The sequence below is a fragment of the Alteromonas sp. Cnat2-8 genome (genome assembly GCF_022348355.1).
Taxonomy (GTDB): domain Bacteria; phylum Pseudomonadota; class Gammaproteobacteria; order Enterobacterales; family Alteromonadaceae; genus Alteromonas; species Alteromonas macleodii.
Map to the genome: position 1 here is coordinate 278,506 of NZ_JAKREX010000006.1, position 21,466 is coordinate 299,971.

Consider the following 21,466-nt stretch of genomic DNA (forward strand, 5'->3'; position numbering starts at 1 on the left):
AATGGCCTATTTAGTTACCGTTTGGGTTGTAAGGTAACGAAGATTGGTGAGCAACAATACGCAGGTCGCCGTCACTATCTTTGACATAGGCAAACGTGTATTCCACCTTCGTTTCGCCACCTTTTGTATCGGTAAAGAAGTAGTTGCCCATCGCCACGGCCATGCGACAGCTGTTGTTGATAATACCCACATTATCGAATTTCACATTTGTGTATGGCTTTATAGCAAAGCCTTTGTCCTCTTCGTAAGCGTCATTACCGCCAACAAAGTATGAAAGCGCAGCATCGAAGCTTGAACGGAACTGGTCGTTAGCTGCAAGCGTTGGTTTAAACAGTACGCTGCTTAAATCGTAACCATACATAGCTTGGATGAAATCTGCGGCTTCGCCAGAGTAATCACCATCATTGCTAAATACTGCACCAATTCGCACTATGCCGTCGCCCCACATCTTTTGTGCCGTTACCACTTCTCGCTCAGTAATACATTCGTCGGAATAAAGTAATGCGTTGTCGAGTACTTTAGCTTTTAACGCCTGAACATTCGAACTAGCTGAATGCTCCATCTGCGGTTTTGCCACTGCACTGCAACCAGTCACCAACATTACTGTAGCTGCTACAAGGGTAGTTTTTGTCATTAACGTGCTTAGCTTTCTCATCGCCTGACTCCTTAGTCATTTGCAAAATAAATATGTGCTATTACCTGATTCAATTGCTTAGAGCAGTACCGCTACAACGTTGTTGCTAGAGGTTTATAAATCTGCTCTGCAGTTCATGGGTTTAATGATAGCTAGCTATGATGACGGAGACTTTTGTACAACATTAATAGAAGATTAACGGGCCATTAAAAATGCAAGAAGCACTTCAGGAGAATGGATAACAGCTATAAATTAGAGAAAAGGGCTGTGATAGCAGCAGTGTCATCGACTTTTTCAAGAAGAAACGAATATGACACCGCCCAAGTTTGTAGAAAAGTGAAGAATGCAGTTAGCCAGTGGTCTGTTAGCCACAACAGAAAAGTAATAAAGACTAGTGCACAGGTTGTTGGCTTTAAAACACATTACGGTTTTGCTTATGTGTTTGAGCGATGCTTTTCAGTAACTGCAACTAGGGCCTGAAAAGCATTTCTATTAAAACTGATGTTTCAGAGCATTAGTGAGCGGCAAAACGCTCAGCTAGTTGCCATTTTTTGGCTCCAGAGGCTCTGATAGTACCTCTAAGACAGTAAAAGCATTTTTACCTAGACGCGTTTTATCATTCGCCATCATTACATCAATAGTAAAGTAGATGTCGTTAATTTGAGTTTTCACAACGTCGCTTGAGCTTGGGACGGCCATAGGCTGTGCCACTTCATCGCAGCCTGACATAGTGCACTGCCTGTCTGTTTGAAATGCCACGGGCTCTTCCTTGTTCGCCATAACTTCTCGCGCAACAACTGGCTTTTTATCCACGTTGGTTTTAACAATAGCTAAATAGGTAAAGCCTTGCTTTTGAGCAATTTCAGCTGCTCTGTAAAGGGCATATTGCTGTACTTTATCAGCAGGAGTTTTGTCTGTTGCCTTAAAAAGAACCTTGTATTCGTTCTCAGAAATTTTTTCGCTCGAATAGCCATAGGCAGCTTTGGAACTCGCTGACTTATAAGGGGTAGGGGCTGCTACAGGGGTCGATGAACAACCTACTATTGCAAGGCTAAACGCCACACCAACACAGGCAAGCGTCAAACGACTTTTCTTCATATTTTTTTTGTTGTTCATCTCACATATTCCTTAATACTGTGATCATTGAAATAACGACAATAGCGCAGTCCTACTTATTGCCATTAGGGCTTGATTGCGTTTTGCTTTGGGTTTTGCATCTACCGCACCCTTGTATGCGCCAAGGGTTGCGATGCCAAGCAACGTTTCAGGCTTTCCCATCATCAGTTTACATTGCCTCTTTGCTTGTGTAAGTGCAACATCTGCATGATGTTTTTGCGAAAAATAAGCATGCTCTTTCTGTGCTATATCTTTCATATTCGATTTTAAAAAAATGTTCATCGCTTTTCCTCACTATTGGCGGTGGCTTTTTACGCAATGGTAAGCATTTTCACTATCCGAAAACCCGTCGCCACGTTTGTATGAGTCTGCTAAAGCTCAGGTAATTGAATGCATTTTTTGCAAGCTTAAATAAACAAAAGGCCGCAACGCTGTTGAGCACCAATAACAGGAGTGGAACTACCACATAACTAACGCCCACACTATGAAGTATAGCGCCAATGGCGATGTTTAAAATGAGCCAACATACTGTGCCCACTGCAAATGCCGCTAAGCATGCAAAGACTGTAACAAAGAAACTCTTTTTAATGAGCATCAATTCACTGTTAGTGAGCTCTAAAAACGCCAAACCCTGCGCCTTTCGCTGGTTCAATGCTTCTGAGAAAGCCGAGAAGATATCCGAAAACGATGGGTCAGGGTAATTCTGTTGCGTTGACTTGTTCTGTTGTGTCGACTTGTATTGCGTAGAGTGTTCAGAGGTTGCTGATGCAGCGTTAGCATTGTCACCGTTGCTCGTAACATTAGGATTCGCCTGCGCCGCGGGCGGCGTCAGGCGAAAAGGATTTTCTGTGCACAAATTGAAATTTGCTCTTCGAAAATCTGGTACAGTCATCGTATTACTTCTTACGTAAAAGTGACGTCACTAACATTCCTGCTGCGAAAGCGATACCCGCTGTCGCTACTGGGTTCTCAATGGCATATCTACGTACTTTCGACGCCTGCCATTTTTGCTGTGCCAGACGCTTTCTCGCTGACATGTTCTCTGCAGACGATGTCGCAGTGCGACGAATGTTTTCCTCTGCAATCCCTGCACTGTCTGCTAACTTGTCTACTGACGCATGAAGAGAATCTTTCAGTTGATCCGTTACTGGGTGACTCGGCTCAGCCACGCCGTTTGTACCGTTACGTTTAACTGTTTGCGATTTAGCTGAAGCTTGTGTAGCCATAATACTCTCCTTAATATTTTGGGTTCACATAGATAGCTGCAACTGGTATACCAAACTATTATCTTACTGTTTTATATGGCTTATTTTTATTTTTCTATTGTTGCGTGAGGTGCTTATGTGCAAGTCTCACACACTGTTGTGTCTTACGTCTGTAATATTTTCTTGGTCTTGATGATGCGCTGCTCAACCTCCGACATTCGGTACAGGTTGGCAGCGATAAAATTAACTTTTCAGCCCACTACCGAGGCTAAATCGTCTTTGGTGACAGGTTTGAGCAATGCACTGTTGATCCCTATGGTTGTCATCGCTTCGGAGTCCGCTTCGTGACCGCTTACAATAGTAAGGATGGCATCTGGTAGCTTTTGCTTGAGCTCACTCGCTAAGTCGTAACCGTTATAATCGGGAAGGGTAAGGTCCATAAGAATGTGATCGAAACTTTGATTTTCTGCAGCCTGTAATGCTTCAGCACCGCTGTACTGAGTAGTGACCGTATGACCTAAGTGGGAAAGAAACAATTGCAGTAACTCCGCCGCATCCTCATCGTCTTCAATCACAAGTATGTGCTTATTGGCAGGTTGTTCTGAATTACCATTTGAATCCGTAGACTGGATTTTCTGCTCTGCTTGCCCAGGGATTGCAAGCCCGCGATAAGCGGTCTCGTCCTCTGGAGCATACGGCTTGTTCATTGGCATGTCTGCAACTTGGGCTTCCACGTTGGTGAATGTTACGTGATTACCTGGCGGAAGGTATTGCGAAAGCAAGTTAGCCAGTGCAAACCGGTCAATGGGTTTTCCAATTACGTCGTTAAACCCTTCGCGAATTAACGATTCTCTTAAGCCTTTGCGGCTTGCTGCTGTCACGGCAATCACTGGGATATCCTGCCCATGTCGTCTAATCGCATGCAGGGCTTCTATGCCATTCATCACTGGCATGTGAATATCCATTAAAACCAGATCGAAGGGCCGGTTGTGTTCATCCGCCTGCAACACGGCTTCTAGTGCTTTTACGCCATTTTCAGCGTAGCTAATATCAGCTTGAGATTGACTCACAAGGTGACCAGTTAGCCGTCGAATTTCTCGCAAGTCATCAACAATTAATACGCGTCCAGTTACGTTTAAATTGATGCTACTAGACTCGACAGGTTGAATTTGGCCTAATTCAAGATCTACACGAGGCTGTTCAGAAACATCGCCAGGGTTTATATCAAATGTAAATGTGCTGCCTTCTCCTAAACGAGACTTAACATCAATGTCGCCGCCCAGTTTAGTGACAAGCTCTTTACAAATGGCAAGTCCAAGTCCTGCTCCGCCATGATTGGCACGCATCACATCTTCTATTTGTTCGAAAGGCTGAAAAATATTGATGAGCTTATCAGGCGGCATGCCGATACCTGTATCATCTACAGAAAATCGCAGCAGTGTTTGACTCGAATCGTTTTCAGACGGCTCGTCGAGAGAGATGGTAAGCGTGATACTGCCCTTGTCGGTAAATTTCACCGCATTTGAAATTAGGTTCAACAAGACCTGACGAAGGCGGGTAGGATCTGTGTGTATAAACTCTGGTATTTTTGTTTTTGAAACAACGTTAAGGCTTAGTCCTTTGTCTTTGGCATTCAAACGCATTAATGAGTGAATGTCCGTCAAAAACGCGCTTAAGTTCACTTCCTTAATGTTGAGTTCAAGTTTCTCTGCCATTATCCGCGACATGTCTAGCAAATCATTGAGTAGGCTTAACAGGTGCTTGCCATTAGAGTGGATAATAGATAACTCTTGTTGAAAAGGGCTGTTTCTCGCATCGTCTATAAGCAGTTCGGTGTAGCCAAGAATAGAGGTGAGGGGGGTGCGCAGCTCATGCCCTAAATGCGCAAGGAACTTATCTTTGGCCTTGTTCTTTTGCTCTACTTTGTTCCGCTCAATTCGCTCGTTCTCGATGTCACGGCGAACCATGGCGTATCTAATCGTGCGCATAAACCGCGGTGATTCAATTTCCGATTTTTGCAAATAGTCTGCGGCACCTGCTCGCATGACCATTTCATCGACGGTAGCATCCGACTGTCCGGTAAGTATTACCACGGGTAGATTGAACTGGTTAGATTTTAAAACACCCAGTACATCAATCGCGTTCTCGGCACCCAGCAGATAATCTAACAAACACAAGTCGAAACTTTGTGTCTTTAATGCCTCTACTGCGTCTAAGCTATTTGTCACCCACGTCAACTCAAACGTAGGTGACTCGCACTGCGCTAGATAATCAGAGGTTAAGAAGTAATCATCTTCATCATCCTCTACCAACAGAATTTTTATTACCTCTGTCATCTAGTACCTCTTTTACTCGTGTGGTAATTCTACGAACTCTATCCAGTAACGTCCGAGCGCGCGCATTAGTTCAACCAATCCTTCAAAGTTCACTGGTTTTGTAATGTAAGATGCGCAACCTAGATCATAACCGCGAAGCATATCTTCCTCTTCTTTAGAGGTAGTGAGAATTACCACCGGGATACTGCGAAGCTTGGGGTCGTTTTTCAGTTCTTGCAGCGCCTCTCTACCGTCTTTTCTTGGCATATTTAGATCAAGCAAAATAAGACTAGGTCGCGGTGCCGATGCAGGATCTGTATATTTACCTTCATGTCGAAGAAACTCTAATAATTCAACGCCATCTTCAACACAAAACAGATTGTTTAGAACGCGGCTCTCTTTGAGCGCGTCAACCGTAAGTAGGCGGTCGTCTTCGTCATCGTCCGCCATAAGTATATTGATAGGCTGAGTTTGTTTACGCGTCATTGTGTGTTTCTCCATTATTGTTGTTAGAACCAAACGGTTCACTATTTTTGGGTATTATTATCGAGAACGTTGCCCCTTTTCCGGGAGAACTAACTGCGGTTATTTGACCGTTGTGCCGTTCTACAATACGACGACAAACGGCAAGACCAATCCCCGTACCTTTGTATTCACTTCTACCGTGAAGGCGTTGGAAAGGGGCAAATATTTTTTCAGCAAACGATTGTTCGAACCCTATACCGTTGTCTGATACGGTAATTTTTGTCCAGTCGTATTCTTCAGCAAGTAGAATGTCTTTCGTTTCTTCTTCCGTCGCGTCCCTTGCAGATATCGTTACTTCAGGTCTCACGCCCTCGCTCTGAAATTTCAGTGCGTTAGACACTAAGTTTAAAAACAGCTGCTCTAATTGCGATTTGTCACCGCGAATAGTCGGCATATCGCTAACATTTATTTGCGCAGACTTTTCATCGATAGCGATTTCCAAATCGCCCATGATGCTATCCACTACGGTGCCTAGATTAACGTCGTCAAACTCTTTACCTCGTGTGGAAACGCGAGAAAAGGCGAGAAGATCTGAAATAAGCATGGACATCCGCTCTGCTGCATTGAGCATGCGCGCAAGGTAATCTTTGCCTCGTTCGTCTATCACATCGTTGTAACCCGATTCTAAGCGGTTACCAAATGCCCGAATTTTTCTCAATGGTTCTTGAAGATCGTGTGACGCCACAAAGGCAAAATCTTCCAACTCTCTATTACTTCGTGCTAATTCGTCTGAATAAACACTTAACTCTTGCGTTCTATCTGCTATCCGAGATTCTAGATCTTCGTTAACAGACTCTAGGTCAGCTTGGTATTTCTCATGCTCACGGGAATTTATTTTGAGCAATAAAAATACCGTAATAATCAGTAGCAGAGTCGTTGCAGAGGAAATGATCAGCGTATTAACAGAGTCCCTTCTTAGGCTCATTAAGTTGGCTAAATGCGTGCCTTGCATATCTCGTTCTGAACCGTCGATTTCTCTAAATAAGGTTTCAAACTGTTTGTAGAGTTTTATACCCTTATCGCTATTCACTAAAATGACAGCTTGTTGCTCTTTCCCTTCTTTATACAGCTCAACTACTTCAATGACTTCATTGATTTTTGCTTTGGTTAACGACAAAAGTTCTTCGATGCGGATGGACTGGTCGTTAATATCTGAAGAGAAGGAGCTTACTTCTACCTCATCCATTAATTCGCCGATTACGCTTAACGTTTCGGTGTAGTCGGTAAGATATTCTTCATCGCCAGTTAGCATATAGCCGCGCTGACCAGACTCCACGCGAAGTACAGCAACGTGAAGGCGGTTAACTGCATTGATAACACGGTTCGTAGTGAACAGCCGCGCTTCCAGAGCAGAAAGGTCATTCAATGTACTAACTACGTAAAATGAATTAGCAGTTATTACAATAATGACCAGAACAACTAAAATTATCCAACTGTATAGTGAAGACAATACTTTAGTAATCATTTACTTAATCCGAAACATTGCCACTTAACTCTGATGTCATTTCAGCAAGAGTATGGCTGCAGTCTTTAGCACTGCTTATTATTTTATCCAACGCCACCAATGCCTTTTCAGGTGGAACGTCACCGTTTAATGCCATTTTTACTAGCTCAGCTTGCATTGATATTCTGTTTAATGGTTTGCGTGCATCATGCACATAAACACTTAGTCGAGAAAATTCTTCGCTAGTCATGCCGAATACCTCTTACTTAGTCGTCTTTACTTAAGTCACCATATGCATGAAGACGGTTGTAAAGCGTTTTTGTACTAATTCCCAGCATTTCTGCTGCGGTGGTCTTATTGCCATTCACTTTTTCCAACGTGGCATAAATTAGCTCTTTTTCCACGTCTTCAATGGTTCTACCAGCTTGAAGTGCCGGTGTCGTGCTCTGTTTTTGAGCAAATGGTGACTCAATGGTTTTTGGTAATTCAATCTCACTCTTTTCAGGGTCGCTCATAATGGCAGCGCGATGCACAAAGTGTCTTAGTTCACGCACGTTACCGGGCCAGTCGTAGGCTTGTAACGTATCGAGTTGACTATCTTCCCACTTAAATTGCGAGCCATTATCTTTATTGAATTCAGCAATAAAGGTTTTTGCTAGTAATGGAATATCTTCCTTTCTTTCGCGTAGCGGAGGAATGGTGATTGGGAACACCGCAAGTCTGAAGTAGATGTCTTCGCGCAGTACTTTGCTTTGCGCAATCTCTTCCATTGTTCGGTTCGTGGCAGATACAACGCGGCAGCTCACCGGGATGGTCTTCGTTCCGCCCACACGAATAACAACCTTGTTTTCTAAAACGCGGAGTAAGTTGGGCTGCATATCAATGGGCATTTCTGTGATTTCGTCCAAAAAGAGCGTGCCGCCCTCAGCTTGTTCGAAAACACCTTCTTTACGTCCTACAGCGCCGGTAAATGCTCCTTTTTCGTGACCGAAAAGTTCGCTACCTATTAGTTCTTTTGAGAATGCACCACAGTTGGTTGCAATATAGGGACCTTCACTTTCTGAAGCACGATGAATTGCGGCAGCCACCACTTCTTTACCTACACCGCTTTCACCAAGCAGCATTACGTTTGCGCTGGTCTTACTCACTCTAGAAATCAGCTTGTAGAGCTCTTTCATAATTGGTGATTCACCAATCAGTAGGTCAAAATGTTTCTCTATTTTTTCTTGCGCAGGTGCTTTTTCTTTTGGCTTTTGACTTAATACAGCCTCTATTTCCTCCCGTTGAATTGGCTTAACGAGATAGTCGACCGTGGGGCCACACAGACCCTTTATCACGCTTTTCACTGAAGGGTGACCCGTTATCAAAGTAACGCGAGGGCGCTTAGGAAGTGCATCTAACTCATTGAACAAATGCGCGCCGCTTCCATCGGGTAGCATGAAATCAAGCAGTACATGGTCAAAGGTTTCTTTCTCTAACCAATCGCGGGCTTCTTTGAGTGTGGCAGCGGTAAGTACTTCGTGGCCAAGAAATTCGATGATAGTACAAGCTACTTCTGTGAAATCGGCGTCGTCATCAACTAAAAGTACGGTAAGCACGTGGATGTCCCTCTCTTCTTTCGTTTCCTATTCAGAAAAAATATGGAATAGAATCAATGTTATAGTTTTATCATACGCTATTAACAACTGAATGCTAAAGCGCATATTTAAAGTTTATTTATACGCTGGTTTAAATTGATAAAGCGTAAGCGCATCGGAAAATATCTAAACGCTTCAAGCAACCCGGAAATCTTGAACACTTGCCTTGATGCCAGAGATAGTCGGTTGCGCTACCTTCTTCTAATTTATCAACTCTTTGCGATCAGCGGTGCACATCGCACTAAAGTACAGAATGTCTATATCTGTCTTTGTTTTATTAGGTGATTTTACTTTACTTATCAGGGGCATTTGCAAAAAGTATTCCTGTCTTCAACACACCGTCACATGCAATCGATGGCATATTTTTCGCACGATTTGCCTGTCTAAGGTTACTTGCAATCTCACTATGGTAAATCGAGTAGGTGCAAGAAATGTATATTAATTAGGCGAGGAGCCCGTCTGATTAGCGCGACGTTCGCTGGTAATGTGATATCAAAGGAATTGAAGATGTGGGGAAAAACAGCTGTAAGATCAATGACCTTGTACGAGTTGTTGGGGAAAATGCAGCCGCGAGCAAGACAAGATACATTCGAGTTTGCTGAATTTTGGGATGTGATGGAGAAAAGAGGCTTTGGACCAATGTTGGCGCTGCCATCTTTTATCGCTTGCACACCGATTGGGGCCATCCCTGGGATCCCATCTTTAGCGGGTGGGACAATTTTACTCATCGCGTTGCAAATTTTACTCGGTCGTAGGCATCCTTGGTTACCGCAAAAAGTGATGCAACTAAACTGTGACGCCGATCAGCTTCGCTATATTGTCGAAAAAGTTAAACCGTATGCAGTACGCGTAGACCGCTTTTTAGTTCCTCGGTGTTTTTTCATGCGCCAGCCTGTGTTCAGATCACTCATCGCATTATGTTGTGCAGGTTGCGGACTTGTAATGATTCCTCTGGAGCTTATTCCCTTTATGGGCCTTATTCCCGCTTTTGCTGTTTTTATTATGGCAATAGGCATGGCCACAGACGATGGTGCTGTGGCGTTAGTTGGTGTTTCATTATCGCTATTTGGGTTTATACTTGGATTTGAACGCCTTGCAGTCGCTCTAAACTGATGGTCAAACTACTCAGTACACGAATCGAGCATAAAATCTGACGATGGAAGGTTCATTGTTTGATATCGTAGCTCACCAATAAAAGCACGGGCAGCTGGTCCCAACGTATCGCCGTCTTCAAAAGACAGATAAAGGAGCGCCTTACGCAATGCTGCATTATTATCCAGGGGAAGGGGAACGAGTGTACCGTCTTCAAGCTCATCTTTAATGATTGCTATAGGCAGCCACGCAAAACCCAACCCCTGAGCAATAATATCTAATGACGTTCTAACGTGGCTTACGGTCCAGCGTTGCTCTGCACCTAACCAGCCCACATCAGCTTTACGCTCCGCAGATGAATCCCTTACCACAATTTGACGATGCGCTTTTAAGTCTTCCAGTGTGAGCGTTCTATCTAATTGGTGTAATGGATGGTCGGCGTGAGCGACAGCTGCAAACTCAATTTCGCACAAGTCTTCGCTAAAGCCATTAGGAAACACGAAAGGAGAGATGCCTAAATCAACTTTACCATTGCTCAAAAGTGAATTTGCGCCACTGAGCACAGTTTCTTCTATCTCGATACGAAGGAGCGGGAACTCAGCAGAAACTTTCGCTAGCACGTTATAAAGCAATTCAGACGGAAAAATAATATCCACCGCTATGCGTAAAGTTGTTTCTGTGCCAGATTGAAGGCTATTGGCAACGGCCTCGAGCTTGTGCGCTTCGCTCAGCAAAAAAGAGGCACGGCGATACATAAGTTCGCCTTGCGGAGAAAGCTGGACTTTACGTCCAATATTCTCAAACAACGACACACCAATGGCGTTTTCAAGCTTTTGAACCGCGTGGTGAACGCTCGATTGACTTTTGTGAACTTCAGCAGCAGCTTGATTAAAGCCGCCTGCATCGACGACGGCTTTGAACATTCGCCATTGTTCTAACGTAGATTTCAGCATACAGCGCCTTAAAACTCTTAATTAACGATACTTATAGCATACACGTGGTTAAGAAGTCATTTTCGGTTTGCTTGGTTTATTGTGGGTACAGGGCATGTCACCACCGAAACGTTCTCATAGCCCATTTTTATAAGTTGCTCTGCTGCTAGTTTTGCTCGAATGCCCGATGCACAGTGAATATAAAGTGGCGCTGAAGCATCTTTAAACTGTTCCAGTGCCTTCATTTCGAGCACGCCGCGTGGTATGTGAAGCGCAGAAGGTACGGGCTGATTGGCAACTTCGGCACTCTCCCGTACATCAATCAGTATACCGCTATTGTTTCGGCACTCACTGGCCGCTTGCTCCGCAGATACAGTGCGTAAGTTATCGTCTATGTTTTCTATTCGAGTCTTCATGTCTATAAGCATACTTTTCCTTTTTGCCTAAACTTGATTAAAATAAGTAAAATCTAATATATTGATGTCAGCGTAATAAAACAATGTAAAATACAGGGATTCGTCGCATAAATTGGCAGGTCGGCAAAATGTCTTATACTTTAGTATAGTAAATGGCTAAATTGGTGCCGAAATACTTTACAGATAGAGAGTGCTTATGTCCGAGGATATGGTAATAGGTTCAGATGATATAATGGAACACGCTGCGGAAGCCGAGATCTTCCTAAAGCAATTCGCGAATAAAACACGCCTTATGGTGCTTTGTTCGTTGCTGAAAGAGGAAAAATCGGTAACCGAACTTCTCGAAGTTGTTAGCGTCTCGCAGCCAGTGATTTCTCAGCATCTTGCTTTATTGCGAGAATCAAAGATGGTGGCCACAAGAAGGGAAGGTCAAACTATTTACTACCGCTTAGCAGACGAGCGCGTCAAGCGTTTGATTGCTTTGATGTACGAATTTTTCTGCGAGTAATCTACTTTTTGTATCCTAAGCTACAATGTCCGCCTTCAACAACGGACATTGTAAAGTTCCTAACTAAAAATCGCCAACAGTGACATTCTTCGGTTATTAATTTCCGTTTTTATTCAATTGCTCGCAAAGCATAGGCACATAGCCTTCTTCAGATATTTTTTCACTTTCCACTTCAGGTCTATCAACCAATTCGTCGTGACTTAAATTGACTACTACGCTGTGCGCCGCCCAGTCGATACTTTCAATATCGCTAGGTAGAAGTGCGAGATGTTTGCCACCCGGAAGCCAGTTGTTGGTATCTACCACTAGCATGATTATCTTCCAGCTCTCGGTGTCAATGACGAAGTTACTGATGTGGCCAACGTTATCAGTGGTTGTAGCAACTTCATATCCACCAACTTCGCCCACTGCTCTTAGGTGGTTGGTGCTCTTTTTCGGGTTTTCAGCTTCAGACTCTTCAGCGCGCTGTAATTCGACCAGTTCATTTGGATGTGCGAACTCCCCCCAAGCTCCTGGTCCAATCCAATAGTATCCGTAACCAAAATATTTGAAGAGATTTTCTTCGTATTCACGTGACACAGGCTTATGTTCGTCAATAGAGGGGCTGTTTTTTAATGTATCAACTGTCATATTGATATGAACAGACTCACTATCTTCATCTAACTGTTTAACAGATATAGGTGATATCACCACTTTACGGCTAAGCGGTAGCCAAGTATTGGTATCTGCGACCAAGTAGCGAACAGTGAAGGTTTCGTCATCGAAAAGGATATCGCGGATGCCGCCCACTTTGTCATCTAGGGCATGTATAGAAAAGTGAGTAAGCTGTTTTGAACTAATGATCATCGTTGCGCCTCCTTTGCATGGGCTCGTTTTTCAGAATGAAATGCACAATTCACTGCACATCACTCTGTATTACTACTAAGTGTAGACAGTCCTTAATGTTTCTTCATTTTGTTCTTGTCTGAAGTTGATTGAGATCATTTGTTCAATAACAAAAAAGCTCGCCGGAGCGAGCTTTTTAGTAATGCTGTAGCATTATGCTACATCGAATTCTTCATCAGAGTAGTCTTCATCATAGTCTGATTGGTTACTCGCACTGCTGTGAAGGGTGTAGAAGTGCTTTTTGCCCCTTGCTAATCTGACGTATTTCGCCCAGGCTTTTTCTAGGTTATTGCTAGCTTCAACTTTACCCGTAACGAATTCGACGAAGTGTCTCTCATCATCACTTTCAGGCGACAATTCGCCACTTTCAAGTCCTAGCAGTGTTTTGCCGTAGTGGGTTAGAAGATCGGCTTCAGTAATACTGAAGTCACCTGATTTACGAAAACCGTATGGAAACTTCTGACGGTCAATATAAGGTTTTGCAGATTGTCGAATAGCTAAACTTTTCATGTTGTACCCAACGTAATGTTTTGTTCAGCGCACTTTTAAGATAATTAAAAACGAAGATAAAACAAAAGATTTTTCTCTTATCAATAAAAAATTTTTAACGGTATAAAATCTAACACTAAATTTTAGATTACGTTTGAAAAGTATACAGAAAGTGCGAGGGGATAACCTCAAACGTGAGATGCCTAAGTTTTTGAAATTAAAATAAAATGTAAGCTTTTATTTATTGGCCCTGCAACGGGCGTCGCTATAACACGAGCGTAAATGAGTTGGACGTTAAAAGTCTATGAAAATCACTGATGGGAATAATCAAAAATTCTTGTCGCTACGATGATTAAAATTCGTTTTCTATTTTGTCGCTTAAGATAATAATTGAGGTGTGTTAACAACCCAGAGAAGTCAATGAGTAAAGACTATCGTTACCAGCGTGATGAATGGGACTCGGTAGAAGAGGAAGATTTTCACGCTAAAAAGCCAAATTCCAAACGTCAAAGTACTGTAAAGGAAAAGCAGAAGCGTGACCTGCAACGCCGTGACAAACAGCGTCGCCTGCACCAAGAAGAGTATTAATTCAGCGAGTTGGTGAAATTTTAATAAAGCGTACCGTTTATAGCGGTGCGCTTCTGTGCTTTTGTGTTTACTTGCCGTATTATCTGTGTCAATTTAGACCCACTTTGATTCGGTTGTACAATAAGCATGGATATACGCTTTCTCACCACCTTTATAGAGGTGGCAAAAACTCGTCACTTTGGTAAAGCGGCTGAAAACCTTTACCTTACTCAATCTGCAGTCAGTGCGCGCATAAAGCTACTTGAAGAGTATTTTCATACCACGCTTTTTATTAGGCAACGCAACAGTATACAGCTCACTCAATCTGGTGAGAAACTTCTGCCTTACGCTAGGCAATTATGCGCAACGCTAAACGAAGCAAAACAAGAGCTCCAAATTCAATCCTCTGAATATGTTGTTTGCGGCGCAACACAGCTGGCGAGCGAGCTGTTATTGCCTCAGATGCTCAGTCACCTACACAACTCGTTTCCCGATTGGTCAGTAAAGGCTGAAGTTCTTACGTTAGATACCCTTTCGCGACAATTGCACGAAAGGGTGACAGACTTATCATTCTCCACTGAACCGTTGAAATCTGAAGAAGTAAACAGTGATGTATTGCTAGAGCAGGATTTGGCGCTATATAGAATTGGACAAGCGTCTGAGACTATTGATGCAGCAGATTTTGTGGCTATTGATTGGGGAACTAAGGCAAGAGACTGGTTGCTTACTGCTTACCCTCAACTTCGCGATGCAAAGTTAAGAACCAATTCGTTGAATCTTGCGCTCAACAATTTACAGAGCGAAGGTGGTATTGCCGTATTACCGACCAACGTTGAGAGTCAGTTACCCGGTAGTGTGAAAGTGACCAGAATTGAAACGTTAGAAAACGTATCGTTTAAGGTGTATGTGCACAGCATGAAGCAAGTCAGACGAGTGGGTCTAGCAGAGATAATAGAAAGCGTGTCTAAAGCGTGTTAACCGCTGCCAATAAATTTACCCACGGTGCCTAATTTAAAGGCATGTGAATCGCAGAATTAAAGAGAGAAACTTATGTCACAATTACATCCTTTATTGGAAAAAAACGCATTTCAACGACTAGAAGCAAGCCTTGCAACAATTAAAGCGGAAGAGAAACTCTTCATTCTTAAAGATGAGCACGGCTGCGTAATGCTAACTACTGATGAAGAAGATGGTGTTCCGGTTTGGCCTGATGCTGAGTTAGCACTCTTGTGGGCAACCGAAGACTGGGCACACTGTGAAGCGATGGAATTAAGCACCGAAGAGTTTTTGACTAAGTGGGTGCCGGGCATGACGCAAGATGAATTAATGGTCATTGTATGTCCTGTACCTGCTGAAGAAGGAGAGGTGATTACGCCAGAAGAGTTCGCTGACTACCTATAAGATGTGATCTCAAGGGGAAAACAAAGGGTAATTATCCAGTAAGCAAACGGGGCATAATAAAGTTAGTTGGGTAAAACGTATCTGGCGTTTATTGTGCCCTTAATTAATAACCCAAGGAGGCGTTATGTTTACTGAGCAACCCACAATGAATAGTCTATTCAGCCAACTAGGCTTAGGAAGTTCAGACGAAGAAATTGCTGAATTTTTTGAAACACATCGAGGGCTGAATAAGAGCCAACATCTTCATGAAGCGCCTTATTGGAATGAAAGTCAGTCTGCATTTTTGAAAGATGCCATTGTTGAAGACGCTGCGTGGGCCGAAGTGATAGACCAACTTAATGCTGAATTGCACGAATGATGGCTCTGCGCTCATAGATTTAAACGTCGAACTAATATTCAATGCTCTGAGAGAAGGTAATAGCCGTTTTGTTGCACCCATCTGCTGATGATTTGTGGTTTCTTCCGTTAGGCGGAACGGGCGAAATTGGGATGAACCTCAATTTGTATGGTCACGATGGTCAATGGTTAATGGTTGACTGTGGGGTTTCCTTTGATGAGCCTCTCGTACCTGCCTACAAAGGCGTCAGCCAAGCGTCTAACCAGAATACGTTCAAAGCCACTACGCATCGCGTTGTGGCTCCGAACCCTTCATTTATTGCTAAACAAAAAGAAGCACTGGCTGGCATTGTCATTACCCACGCCCATGAAGATCATGTAGGCGCAATTCCTTACCTTTGGGAACGTTTCCAAAAGCCAATTTATACTACGTCTTTTACCGCCGAAGTGTTAAGGCGAAAGCTTGCAAGGAGCAAATTGGCTAACCGTATTGCCATTATTGAAGTCGATGCAGGCGATACCAAGCAAATTGGGCCTTTTAGCGTTAACTGGCTAGCCATTACTCATTCGCTTCCAGAACCCTTCGCACTAAAAATCAATACACCAGTGGGCACAGTATTGCATACAGCAGACTGGAAAATTGATGCCAACCCCATAACAGGTTTACCTTTTGACGTTAGCCTTTACAAGCGACTAGGCAGTGAGAATATTCTTGCCATGGTTGGAGACTCTACCAATGCAACAAAACCGGGCTTTTCAATTTCAGAGAGAAATTGTTACGACGGCCTATTAAGCACTATCGCGCCGTTAAAAGGGAGAGCGGTGGTAGGATGCTTTGGTAGCAATATAGCACGGCTAATTTCGCTGGCTAAAGTCGCGAAGAAAACTAAGCGCTACATGGCGCTGTACGGTCGTTCGTTAATGAACATGTACGGCATTGCCAAGCAACAGGGCATTTGGCCAGACGATTTACCTGTGACCGATCCCCAACATTTAGGTTATCTTCCCCCCCATGAAGTTTTAGCCGTAGCGACAGGCAGCCAGGGCGAGAAAAATACCGCGCTGGCGCGTTTTGCAAAAAACACTCACCCTCACCTTAGTTTAGACAAAGGGGATACTGTGCTATTTTCTTCGATAGTTATTCCCGGAAATGAAGAAAGTGTAGGCCGACTAAGTAAAGCGCTGCAGGCAAAGGGAGTAACGGTTATTCACAGTGAAGATAGCACGCTGCCAATTCATGCCAGCGGTCACCCCTGTGAAGAAGAATTAAAGCTCATGTATCATTGGGTAAAACCTACCATTGCTATTCCGGTTCACGGCGAGCATCAACACCTTCAAGCACATGCAAATATTGCTAAAGCGTGCGGTATTAAAAAGACCTATGTAGGGCAGAACGGTGATTTGTACAGGCTAGCGCCACAGCCAAGCATTCGCAGACAGGTTGTTCCAGTTGGTCGCATTCCTGTACAGCAAGAGTAAAATAAAAATATCGAAATAGCCCTAAGTGTATTTAGTCGGACGCGCCTTTTGCTTTTGTTCATATTGTACGCTTTAGAAAAATTAATTTTTATTTATCAATGCGATAGATGTGTCCTTCACGTTTTTAAAAACCTCATTTTAGAAGCTGCCCAAGTTTAAAACATTCTGTTACACTTGGGTTTATAATAAAAATTTAAAACGTGCGACCCATTTTTGATGAGATATTTCAACTATCTTTTACTGCTGGTTTTAGTTGTAAGCCTACAAGCGGTGGCCTCACCGCGACTGTCTAATCCCGTCTTTCAGTCTTTATCGACCAAAAATGGCCTTCCGCAAGATATCGTCAACGACATTGTTATAAACGAAGATGGCTTTGTGTGGATAGCCACAGAAGGTGGTTTGGTTCGTTGGGATGGAGTAAGAACTAAACGAGTAGCAGGTCCAGACAATTCTCTTATCGACTCATCCATTTATCGACTTGCTCTTCAAGGTACTGAAGCGTTGTGGTTTAGCGTGTACGGCAGAGGAGTTTATTATCTCGATTTAGCTACTCAGGATGTGGTGCAATTAGAGCCAACGTACTACCACGACTTTGAAGGTTTTGTGCAACATGCGGAAACCTTTCATTGGCAAGATGACACGCACCTTATCATTGCACTGACAGAAGAAGTGCATAAATTTAACACGCAAACTAAAACTCTTGAGCGAATAGCAAAGCTCCCTGAGCCGCTGTTGGGTAACAGCCAAAGCATCCGGGCGGCAATCACCGTTGAAGACACCTTACTGGTAGCCACTACATCGGGGGTGTACGTCAAAAATATCAACAATTTAGAACAGCCTTTACGTAGACTTGATTACCTGGGTGATATTCCCGAAAACCTCGATAACGCCAATGCAAAGTTTTTACTTTTAGACGATAAGGACAGGGTGTGGATCTCAACGGTTTTGGGCGTATTTGTTGCTCAGAAACAAGACTTTCTCAAGCAGGTTCAGGGTGAAAAAGAACATGTCTTTACACAGGTCGTATCCGACAGAAACGTGTGGACGTTGGTTCAGTACAAAGACGACGCTTTTTGGATGGGCACTAATAAAGGGCTATATCAGCTGAGTAAAAAAGCAGGTGGTTGGGAATACGAACACATCTTAGAGCCGCATAACGGTTTCACCGAAATTTCAAACAAAAAAATTATCGCCATTGCCAAAGATGAATCTGACAACCTCTGGTTAAGTTCAGTCTATGCTGGCGCGCTGTATTTCGGTGTGAAAAGTGCGGATATTTTTGCCATCCAGAATGAACGAGCAGGTGAGGCTAGCGTTTTGACTAGCCATGTGGTGTGGTCGTTTGCCGAGACTGAGCCTAATAAAATTTGGATAGGTACAGAAAATGGGCTTAATCACTATGATTTCACGACAAAAAAGTCTGAGAAGTATCTGTATTCAAAAAGTGAAAGAGCGATTATCGGTGAAGGAGCCGTAGACAAAATTGTTCCAACGCAAAGTGGCGAATTGTTTCTCAATACATACAACGGAATACGGTTGTTTGATATGGAAACAGGGGAGGCTAACCGGCCAGAGGTATTAAAAGGTGGCGATGACACCATATTTGATGCGTATGGCACGGGAATGATGCTTTCAGATAAAGGGGATTTGTACTTTATTGGCAACGAAGGTTTTGTAAAGTATGACGTGGACGAAAAAGAAATTTCCTCTTTAGAGCTGGACCCTCGTGTTTTTGACATAAATTTTTCATTGGGTTTTTTGGGGCAGTCTCATTACCACAATGATCGATTATTTTTTGCTACCGAAGGTGGTTTGTGGTTAATCGACCCAGAGACGTTTCAGCATGAATTGGTCTATCGATTCTCAGAGCTACAGCGTGGCCGAGATCGCTCTATATCGTCGTGGGTTATCGACGATATGGGTGTGCTGTGGCTTGCATACAGTGGCGTAGGGTTGGTTGGTATTGACGCAGACACGTTTGAGCCGTTGTACAACCTAAATGAATCGAATATTTTATTATCAAACATTGTTTACGGGCTGCAAAAAGACGAAGCAGGCAATATCTGGTTTAGTTCGCACAAAGGGTTACACAATTACGACCCGTCTACCGGCCAAATCAAGAACTTTATCTACGGACGAGAGCTAAGTGTTTCTGAGTTTAACCAGGGGGCTTCGCTTAAGCTTAAGGACGGTCGACTGGCTTACGGTTCGACGAGCGGCGCTGTGGTTTTCTCTGCATCGCAATTGGAAAGCTTGGAAGTTGGAAGAAGTTTGCTCAGTAAGCAAACTGCTATAACGGAAGTTGCCGTAGACAATAGGGTGCTTAATCAGCCGCTTAAAAACCTAAGTGGACATCATTTCGATCTCGATTACGAAGATTATGGGTTAACAATCCATTTTTCGTCATTAGCGATGTCAGGCATAGGAAAAGTAAAGTACTACTACAAGCTGTTGAACGGTGATCGCGTCGTGACAGAAGGCGTGACTGACGATGCAAAAATAACCTTTACCAACATAGAACCGGGTGACTACGTTTTTTCTGTTGCCCCCACGCCAGGTAGTTTCGACTATAACGTGCTACCGGCTGAAATTACGCTTTATATGCCACATGCGCCTCTGCGTTCACCGCTTGCATATACTATTTACGCAGCGCTCATCGTGAGTTTATTCGTAGCATATTTACTCTCCCGTCAACGCCAACTGTTTAGATTACAAAAAGCTCAGCAGCAGGTAACGCTATTCAGTGACGCTTTTAGACAAACTCGAGACTGGGTTTTAATTTTTGATAAAGAAAAGCGCTTAGTTGCCGCGAACCCAGCTTTTGAGCACGTGTTCGGCTTTAATAATAAAGAGCCGTTACCCAAGCAGTTGGCACGACTTTATTTGCGTTACCCAACGTTGAATAGACACCTGTCTGGCAAATTACCGGAAATGCAGGGAGGGGATTTTTGGAAAGACGAGGCCGTGATCGATGGTGCTGATGGCAAGCGCTACGACGTGCTTATTGATATAACAGCGGTAAGTGGCGAAAGTAATACTGCAGAGCACTACCTGATTGTTATTTCCGACATCACAGAACAAAAAAATGCTGAGCGCAAACTTCTGAAAATCGCGACCTACGACGGCTTAACAGGCTTGGTCAACAGAACATTGCTGCTAGACAGACTGGAGCATGCTATTGGGCTTGCCCGTCATCATGAGCATCGTGTGGCGGTGATGTTTGTTGACTTGGATAGATTTAAAGGTATTAACGACTCACTTGGGCATGACTACGGTGACAAACTGCTGCGCATTGTAGCCAACCGAATGCGAAACCTTGTGGCTGAGTCGGGCACCGTTGCGCGATTAGGCGGCGATGAATTCGTTATTGTTATTGAGGAAGTTAATGCCAATGACGACTTGAGCTCATTCGTGGCACAAATCATTGAATCAGTAGAAACGCCTATATCGTTAGCAGAGGAAGTGCTTCGTGTTTCGTGCAGTATTGGTGTGGCGTTTTATCCCGAAGACGCCTCTGAGCCTGCTGAGCTTATCAAGCAGGCTGATGTGGCTATGTATACGGCGAAGAAGGACGCATTAAGCGGCTTTACCTACTTTACGACAGACATGAATGAACGTGCCAAAACGCGTTTACAGCTTGAAAATAAAGTAAAACGTGCCTATTCAGACGACTGCTTCTTCAATCACTACCAGCCAATTATAGATGCCAGAACTAATACCACTATTGGGGTTGAGTTACTGCTGCGAGGAAAACTGGATAACGAGCCTCTTTTCCCCGATCAGTTCATTCCGGTACTTGAAGAATTGAAGTACATAATAGAAGTTACACGACAGGCAATGCGAAGAGCGGCAGAGGACTTGTCGTCCTGGTACAGCCAAGGCTTCACGGGATTTGTCTCTATTAATCTATCTGCACTTCACTTCAAAACCGAATTCGACTTAACCGGTGTGCTAACCCTGCTTGATGAGTTCAATCTACCCAAAGAAGCGTTTCGATTCGAGATTACCGAAGGCGTATTGATGGATGACAGTGACAATGCGTTAAGACAGATTAATCGGTTTGTGAAAGAAGGCTTTGTATTAGCCCTTGACGATTTTGGTACAGGTTACTCGTCTTTAAGCTATTTAAAGCGTTATCCGTTGTCGGTATTAAAAATCGACAAGAGCTTCGTTAACGAAATGGCGCCGGGTAATGCAAACGAAGCGCTGGTAACAACAACCATTACGTTAGCGAATAACTTGAATATGAGTTGTGTTGCGGAAGGCGTTGAAACAAAAGCGCAAGCAGAAGAATTGATTGGAAAAGCGTGTTATTTCCACCAGGGCTATTTCTACGCCAAGCCTTGTACCGCCGAGGAAGTTGCACCGCTGTTATTTAAAGCGTGGTAAAACGTCGATATTTACCGCGTTTTTCTAACAGATAAGACCATAAAGATTCAAAAGCCAAATCTATAAGAAAACTAAATTTAGCCTCTAAAGCCTTGT

At 43.5% G+C, this 21,466-nt stretch carries 22 protein-coding genes; 8 read left to right on the plus strand and 14 right to left on the minus strand.

Annotated features, from left to right (window positions below; all coding sequences use genetic code 11):
- Positions 1-10 precede the first annotated feature (10 nt).
- From MHN00_RS17085 to MHN00_RS17130, 10 genes are all read right to left on the minus strand, one after another.
- On the minus strand, positions 11-655 hold the full coding sequence (locus MHN00_RS17085) for a phosphoribosyl-AMP cyclohydrolase (protein ID WP_239301913.1): 645 nt from the start codon (positions 653-655) through the stop codon (positions 11-13).
- Positions 656-1,171: 516 nt separating this feature from the next.
- Positions 1,172-1,750 (minus strand): hypothetical protein, encoded by a 579-nt coding sequence (locus MHN00_RS17090; protein WP_049587615.1) that lies wholly within the window; start codon positions 1,748-1,750, stop codon positions 1,172-1,174.
- A 24-nt stretch (positions 1,751-1,774) separates the two neighbouring features.
- Entirely contained in the window at positions 1,775-2,032 is a 258-nt protein-coding gene (locus MHN00_RS17095; protein ID WP_014949827.1) for a hypothetical protein, read from the minus strand.
- A gap of 52 nt (positions 2,033-2,084) precedes the next feature.
- Positions 2,085-2,642: a hypothetical protein gene (locus MHN00_RS17100; RefSeq protein WP_239301914.1), complete on the minus strand. Its 558-nt coding sequence runs from the start codon at positions 2,640-2,642 to the stop codon at positions 2,085-2,087.
- Positions 2,643-2,646: 4 nt separating this feature from the next.
- On the minus strand, positions 2,647-2,976 hold the full coding sequence (locus MHN00_RS17105) for a hypothetical protein (protein ID WP_014949825.1): 330 nt from the start codon (positions 2,974-2,976) through the stop codon (positions 2,647-2,649).
- Between the two features lie 230 nt (positions 2,977-3,206).
- The gene (locus MHN00_RS17110) at positions 3,207-5,291 is read right to left on the minus strand and encodes a response regulator (RefSeq protein WP_069944497.1); all 2,085 of its coding nucleotides are present in this window, start codon (positions 5,289-5,291) and stop codon (positions 3,207-3,209) included.
- 12 nt (positions 5,292-5,303) lie between these two features.
- On the minus strand, positions 5,304-5,756 hold the full coding sequence (locus tag MHN00_RS17115; protein ID WP_014949823.1) for a response regulator: 453 nt from the start codon (positions 5,754-5,756) through the stop codon (positions 5,304-5,306).
- Entirely contained in the window at positions 5,746-7,260 is a 1,515-nt protein-coding gene (locus tag MHN00_RS17120; RefSeq protein ID WP_039225365.1) for a sensor histidine kinase, read from the minus strand. The genes MHN00_RS17115 and MHN00_RS17120 overlap by 11 nt, the downstream gene beginning before the upstream one ends.
- 4 nt (positions 7,261-7,264) lie before the next feature.
- Positions 7,265-7,489 (minus strand): hypothetical protein, encoded by a 225-nt coding sequence (locus MHN00_RS17125; protein WP_014949821.1) that lies wholly within the window; start codon positions 7,487-7,489, stop codon positions 7,265-7,267.
- 16 nt (positions 7,490-7,505) lie between these two features.
- On the minus strand, positions 7,506-8,837 hold the full coding sequence (locus MHN00_RS17130) for a sigma-54 dependent transcriptional regulator (protein WP_239301915.1): 1,332 nt from the start codon (positions 8,835-8,837) through the stop codon (positions 7,506-7,508).
- Positions 8,838-9,383: 546 nt separating this feature from the next.
- On the opposite strand from MHN00_RS17130, the gene MHN00_RS17135 reads away from it, so the two are divergent.
- Positions 9,384-9,989 carry an exopolysaccharide biosynthesis protein gene (locus tag MHN00_RS17135; RefSeq protein ID WP_239260705.1) on the plus strand — a complete coding sequence of 202 codons (606 nt, stop codon included), beginning with the start codon at positions 9,384-9,386 and terminating at the stop codon, positions 9,987-9,989.
- Between the two features lie 8 nt (positions 9,990-9,997).
- Here MHN00_RS17135 and MHN00_RS17140 read toward each other — a convergent pair whose 3' ends face one another.
- Both MHN00_RS17140 and MHN00_RS17145 read right to left on the minus strand, forming a co-directional pair.
- Positions 9,998-10,921 carry a LysR family transcriptional regulator gene (locus tag MHN00_RS17140; RefSeq protein ID WP_014976801.1) on the minus strand — a complete coding sequence of 308 codons (924 nt, stop codon included), beginning with the start codon at positions 10,919-10,921 and terminating at the stop codon, positions 9,998-10,000.
- 56 nt (positions 10,922-10,977) lie between these two features.
- The gene (locus MHN00_RS17145) at positions 10,978-11,328 is read right to left on the minus strand and encodes a rhodanese-like domain-containing protein (protein ID WP_014949817.1); all 351 of its coding nucleotides are present in this window, start codon (positions 11,326-11,328) and stop codon (positions 10,978-10,980) included.
- 184 nt (positions 11,329-11,512) lie between these two features.
- On the opposite strand from MHN00_RS17145, the gene MHN00_RS17150 reads away from it, so the two are divergent.
- The gene (locus MHN00_RS17150) at positions 11,513-11,824 is read left to right on the plus strand and encodes a metalloregulator ArsR/SmtB family transcription factor (RefSeq protein ID WP_014949816.1); all 312 of its coding nucleotides are present in this window, start codon (positions 11,513-11,515) and stop codon (positions 11,822-11,824) included.
- A 96-nt stretch (positions 11,825-11,920) separates the two neighbouring features.
- Here MHN00_RS17150 and MHN00_RS17155 read toward each other — a convergent pair whose 3' ends face one another.
- A complete protein-coding gene (locus MHN00_RS17155) occupies positions 11,921-12,670 on the minus strand; it encodes a PRC-barrel domain-containing protein (protein WP_239301916.1) in 750 nt (249 codons plus the stop codon).
- Between the two features lie 192 nt (positions 12,671-12,862).
- The gene (locus tag MHN00_RS17160; RefSeq protein ID WP_014949814.1) at positions 12,863-13,219 is read right to left on the minus strand and encodes a DUF413 domain-containing protein; all 357 of its coding nucleotides are present in this window, start codon (positions 13,217-13,219) and stop codon (positions 12,863-12,865) included.
- A gap of 399 nt (positions 13,220-13,618) precedes the next feature.
- Between MHN00_RS17160 and MHN00_RS17165 the strand changes: the two genes are divergently transcribed.
- The 6 genes from MHN00_RS17165 (at position 13,619) to MHN00_RS17190 (ending at position 21,370) form a co-directional block, all read left to right on the plus strand.
- Complete coding sequence (locus MHN00_RS17165; RefSeq protein WP_014949813.1) at positions 13,619-13,786, plus strand: hypothetical protein; 168 nt, start codon at positions 13,619-13,621, stop codon at positions 13,784-13,786.
- Positions 13,787-13,912: 126 nt separating this feature from the next.
- Positions 13,913-14,743: a LysR family transcriptional regulator gene (locus MHN00_RS17170; protein WP_014979575.1), complete on the plus strand. Its 831-nt coding sequence runs from the start codon at positions 13,913-13,915 to the stop codon at positions 14,741-14,743.
- 72 nt (positions 14,744-14,815) lie between these two features.
- Entirely contained in the window at positions 14,816-15,166 is a 351-nt protein-coding gene (locus MHN00_RS17175; RefSeq protein WP_014949811.1) for a DUF2750 domain-containing protein, read from the plus strand.
- A gap of 124 nt (positions 15,167-15,290) precedes the next feature.
- Positions 15,291-15,524 (plus strand): DUF2789 domain-containing protein, encoded by a 234-nt coding sequence (locus MHN00_RS17180; protein WP_014949810.1) that lies wholly within the window; start codon positions 15,291-15,293, stop codon positions 15,522-15,524.
- Between the two features lie 68 nt (positions 15,525-15,592).
- Complete coding sequence (locus tag MHN00_RS17185; RefSeq protein WP_239301917.1) at positions 15,593-16,981, plus strand: ribonuclease J; 1,389 nt, start codon at positions 15,593-15,595, stop codon at positions 16,979-16,981.
- A gap of 216 nt (positions 16,982-17,197) precedes the next feature.
- Positions 17,198-21,370, plus strand: coding sequence for an EAL domain-containing protein (locus tag MHN00_RS17190; protein ID WP_239301986.1), 4,173 nt, complete (start codon positions 17,198-17,200; stop codon positions 21,368-21,370).
- The last annotated feature ends 96 nt before the right edge of the window (positions 21,371-21,466 follow it).

Excerpts from the sequence above, each read along its gene's own strand:
- MHN00_RS17090 (WP_049587615.1), bottom strand. The coding sequence starts at position 1,750 with ATGAACAACAAAAAAAATATGAAGAAAAGTCGTTTGACGCTTGCCTGT.
- MHN00_RS17145 (WP_014949817.1), bottom strand. The coding sequence starts at position 11,328 with ATGCTTATAGACATGAAGACTCGAATAGAAAACATAGACGATAACTTA.
- MHN00_RS17140 (WP_014976801.1), bottom strand. The coding sequence starts at position 10,921 with ATGCTGAAATCTACGTTAGAACAATGGCGAATGTTCAAAGCCGTCGTC.
- MHN00_RS17125 (WP_014949821.1), bottom strand. The coding sequence starts at position 7,489 with ATGACTAGCGAAGAATTTTCTCGACTAAGTGTTTATGTGCATGATGCA.
- MHN00_RS17170 (WP_014979575.1), top strand. The coding sequence starts at position 13,913 with ATGGATATACGCTTTCTCACCACCTTTATAGAGGTGGCAAAAACTCGT.
- MHN00_RS17085 (WP_239301913.1), bottom strand. The coding sequence starts at position 655 with ATGAGAAAGCTAAGCACGTTAATGACAAAAACTACCCTTGTAGCAGCT.
- MHN00_RS17095 (WP_014949827.1), bottom strand. The coding sequence starts at position 2,032 with ATGAACATTTTTTTAAAATCGAATATGAAAGATATAGCACAGAAAGAG.
- MHN00_RS17160 (WP_014949814.1), bottom strand. The coding sequence starts at position 13,219 with ATGAAAAGTTTAGCTATTCGACAATCTGCAAAACCTTATATTGACCGT.
- MHN00_RS17115 (WP_014949823.1), bottom strand. The coding sequence starts at position 5,756 with ATGACGCGTAAACAAACTCAGCCTATCAATATACTTATGGCGGACGAT.
- MHN00_RS17120 (WP_039225365.1), bottom strand. The coding sequence starts at position 7,260 with ATGATTACTAAAGTATTGTCTTCACTATACAGTTGGATAATTTTAGTT.
- MHN00_RS17190 (WP_239301986.1), top strand. The coding sequence starts at position 17,198 with ATGAGATATTTCAACTATCTTTTACTGCTGGTTTTAGTTGTAAGCCTA.
- MHN00_RS17180 (WP_014949810.1), top strand. The coding sequence starts at position 15,291 with ATGTTTACTGAGCAACCCACAATGAATAGTCTATTCAGCCAACTAGGC.
- MHN00_RS17155 (WP_239301916.1), bottom strand. The coding sequence starts at position 12,670 with ATGATCATTAGTTCAAAACAGCTTACTCACTTTTCTATACATGCCCTA.
- MHN00_RS17165 (WP_014949813.1), top strand. The coding sequence starts at position 13,619 with ATGAGTAAAGACTATCGTTACCAGCGTGATGAATGGGACTCGGTAGAA.
- MHN00_RS17100 (WP_239301914.1), bottom strand. The coding sequence starts at position 2,642 with ATGACTGTACCAGATTTTCGAAGAGCAAATTTCAATTTGTGCACAGAA.
- MHN00_RS17175 (WP_014949811.1), top strand. The coding sequence starts at position 14,816 with ATGTCACAATTACATCCTTTATTGGAAAAAAACGCATTTCAACGACTA.
- MHN00_RS17105 (WP_014949825.1), bottom strand. The coding sequence starts at position 2,976 with ATGGCTACACAAGCTTCAGCTAAATCGCAAACAGTTAAACGTAACGGT.
- MHN00_RS17135 (WP_239260705.1), top strand. The coding sequence starts at position 9,384 with ATGTGGGGAAAAACAGCTGTAAGATCAATGACCTTGTACGAGTTGTTG.
- MHN00_RS17150 (WP_014949816.1), top strand. The coding sequence starts at position 11,513 with ATGTCCGAGGATATGGTAATAGGTTCAGATGATATAATGGAACACGCT.
- MHN00_RS17110 (WP_069944497.1), bottom strand. The coding sequence starts at position 5,291 with ATGACAGAGGTAATAAAAATTCTGTTGGTAGAGGATGATGAAGATGAT.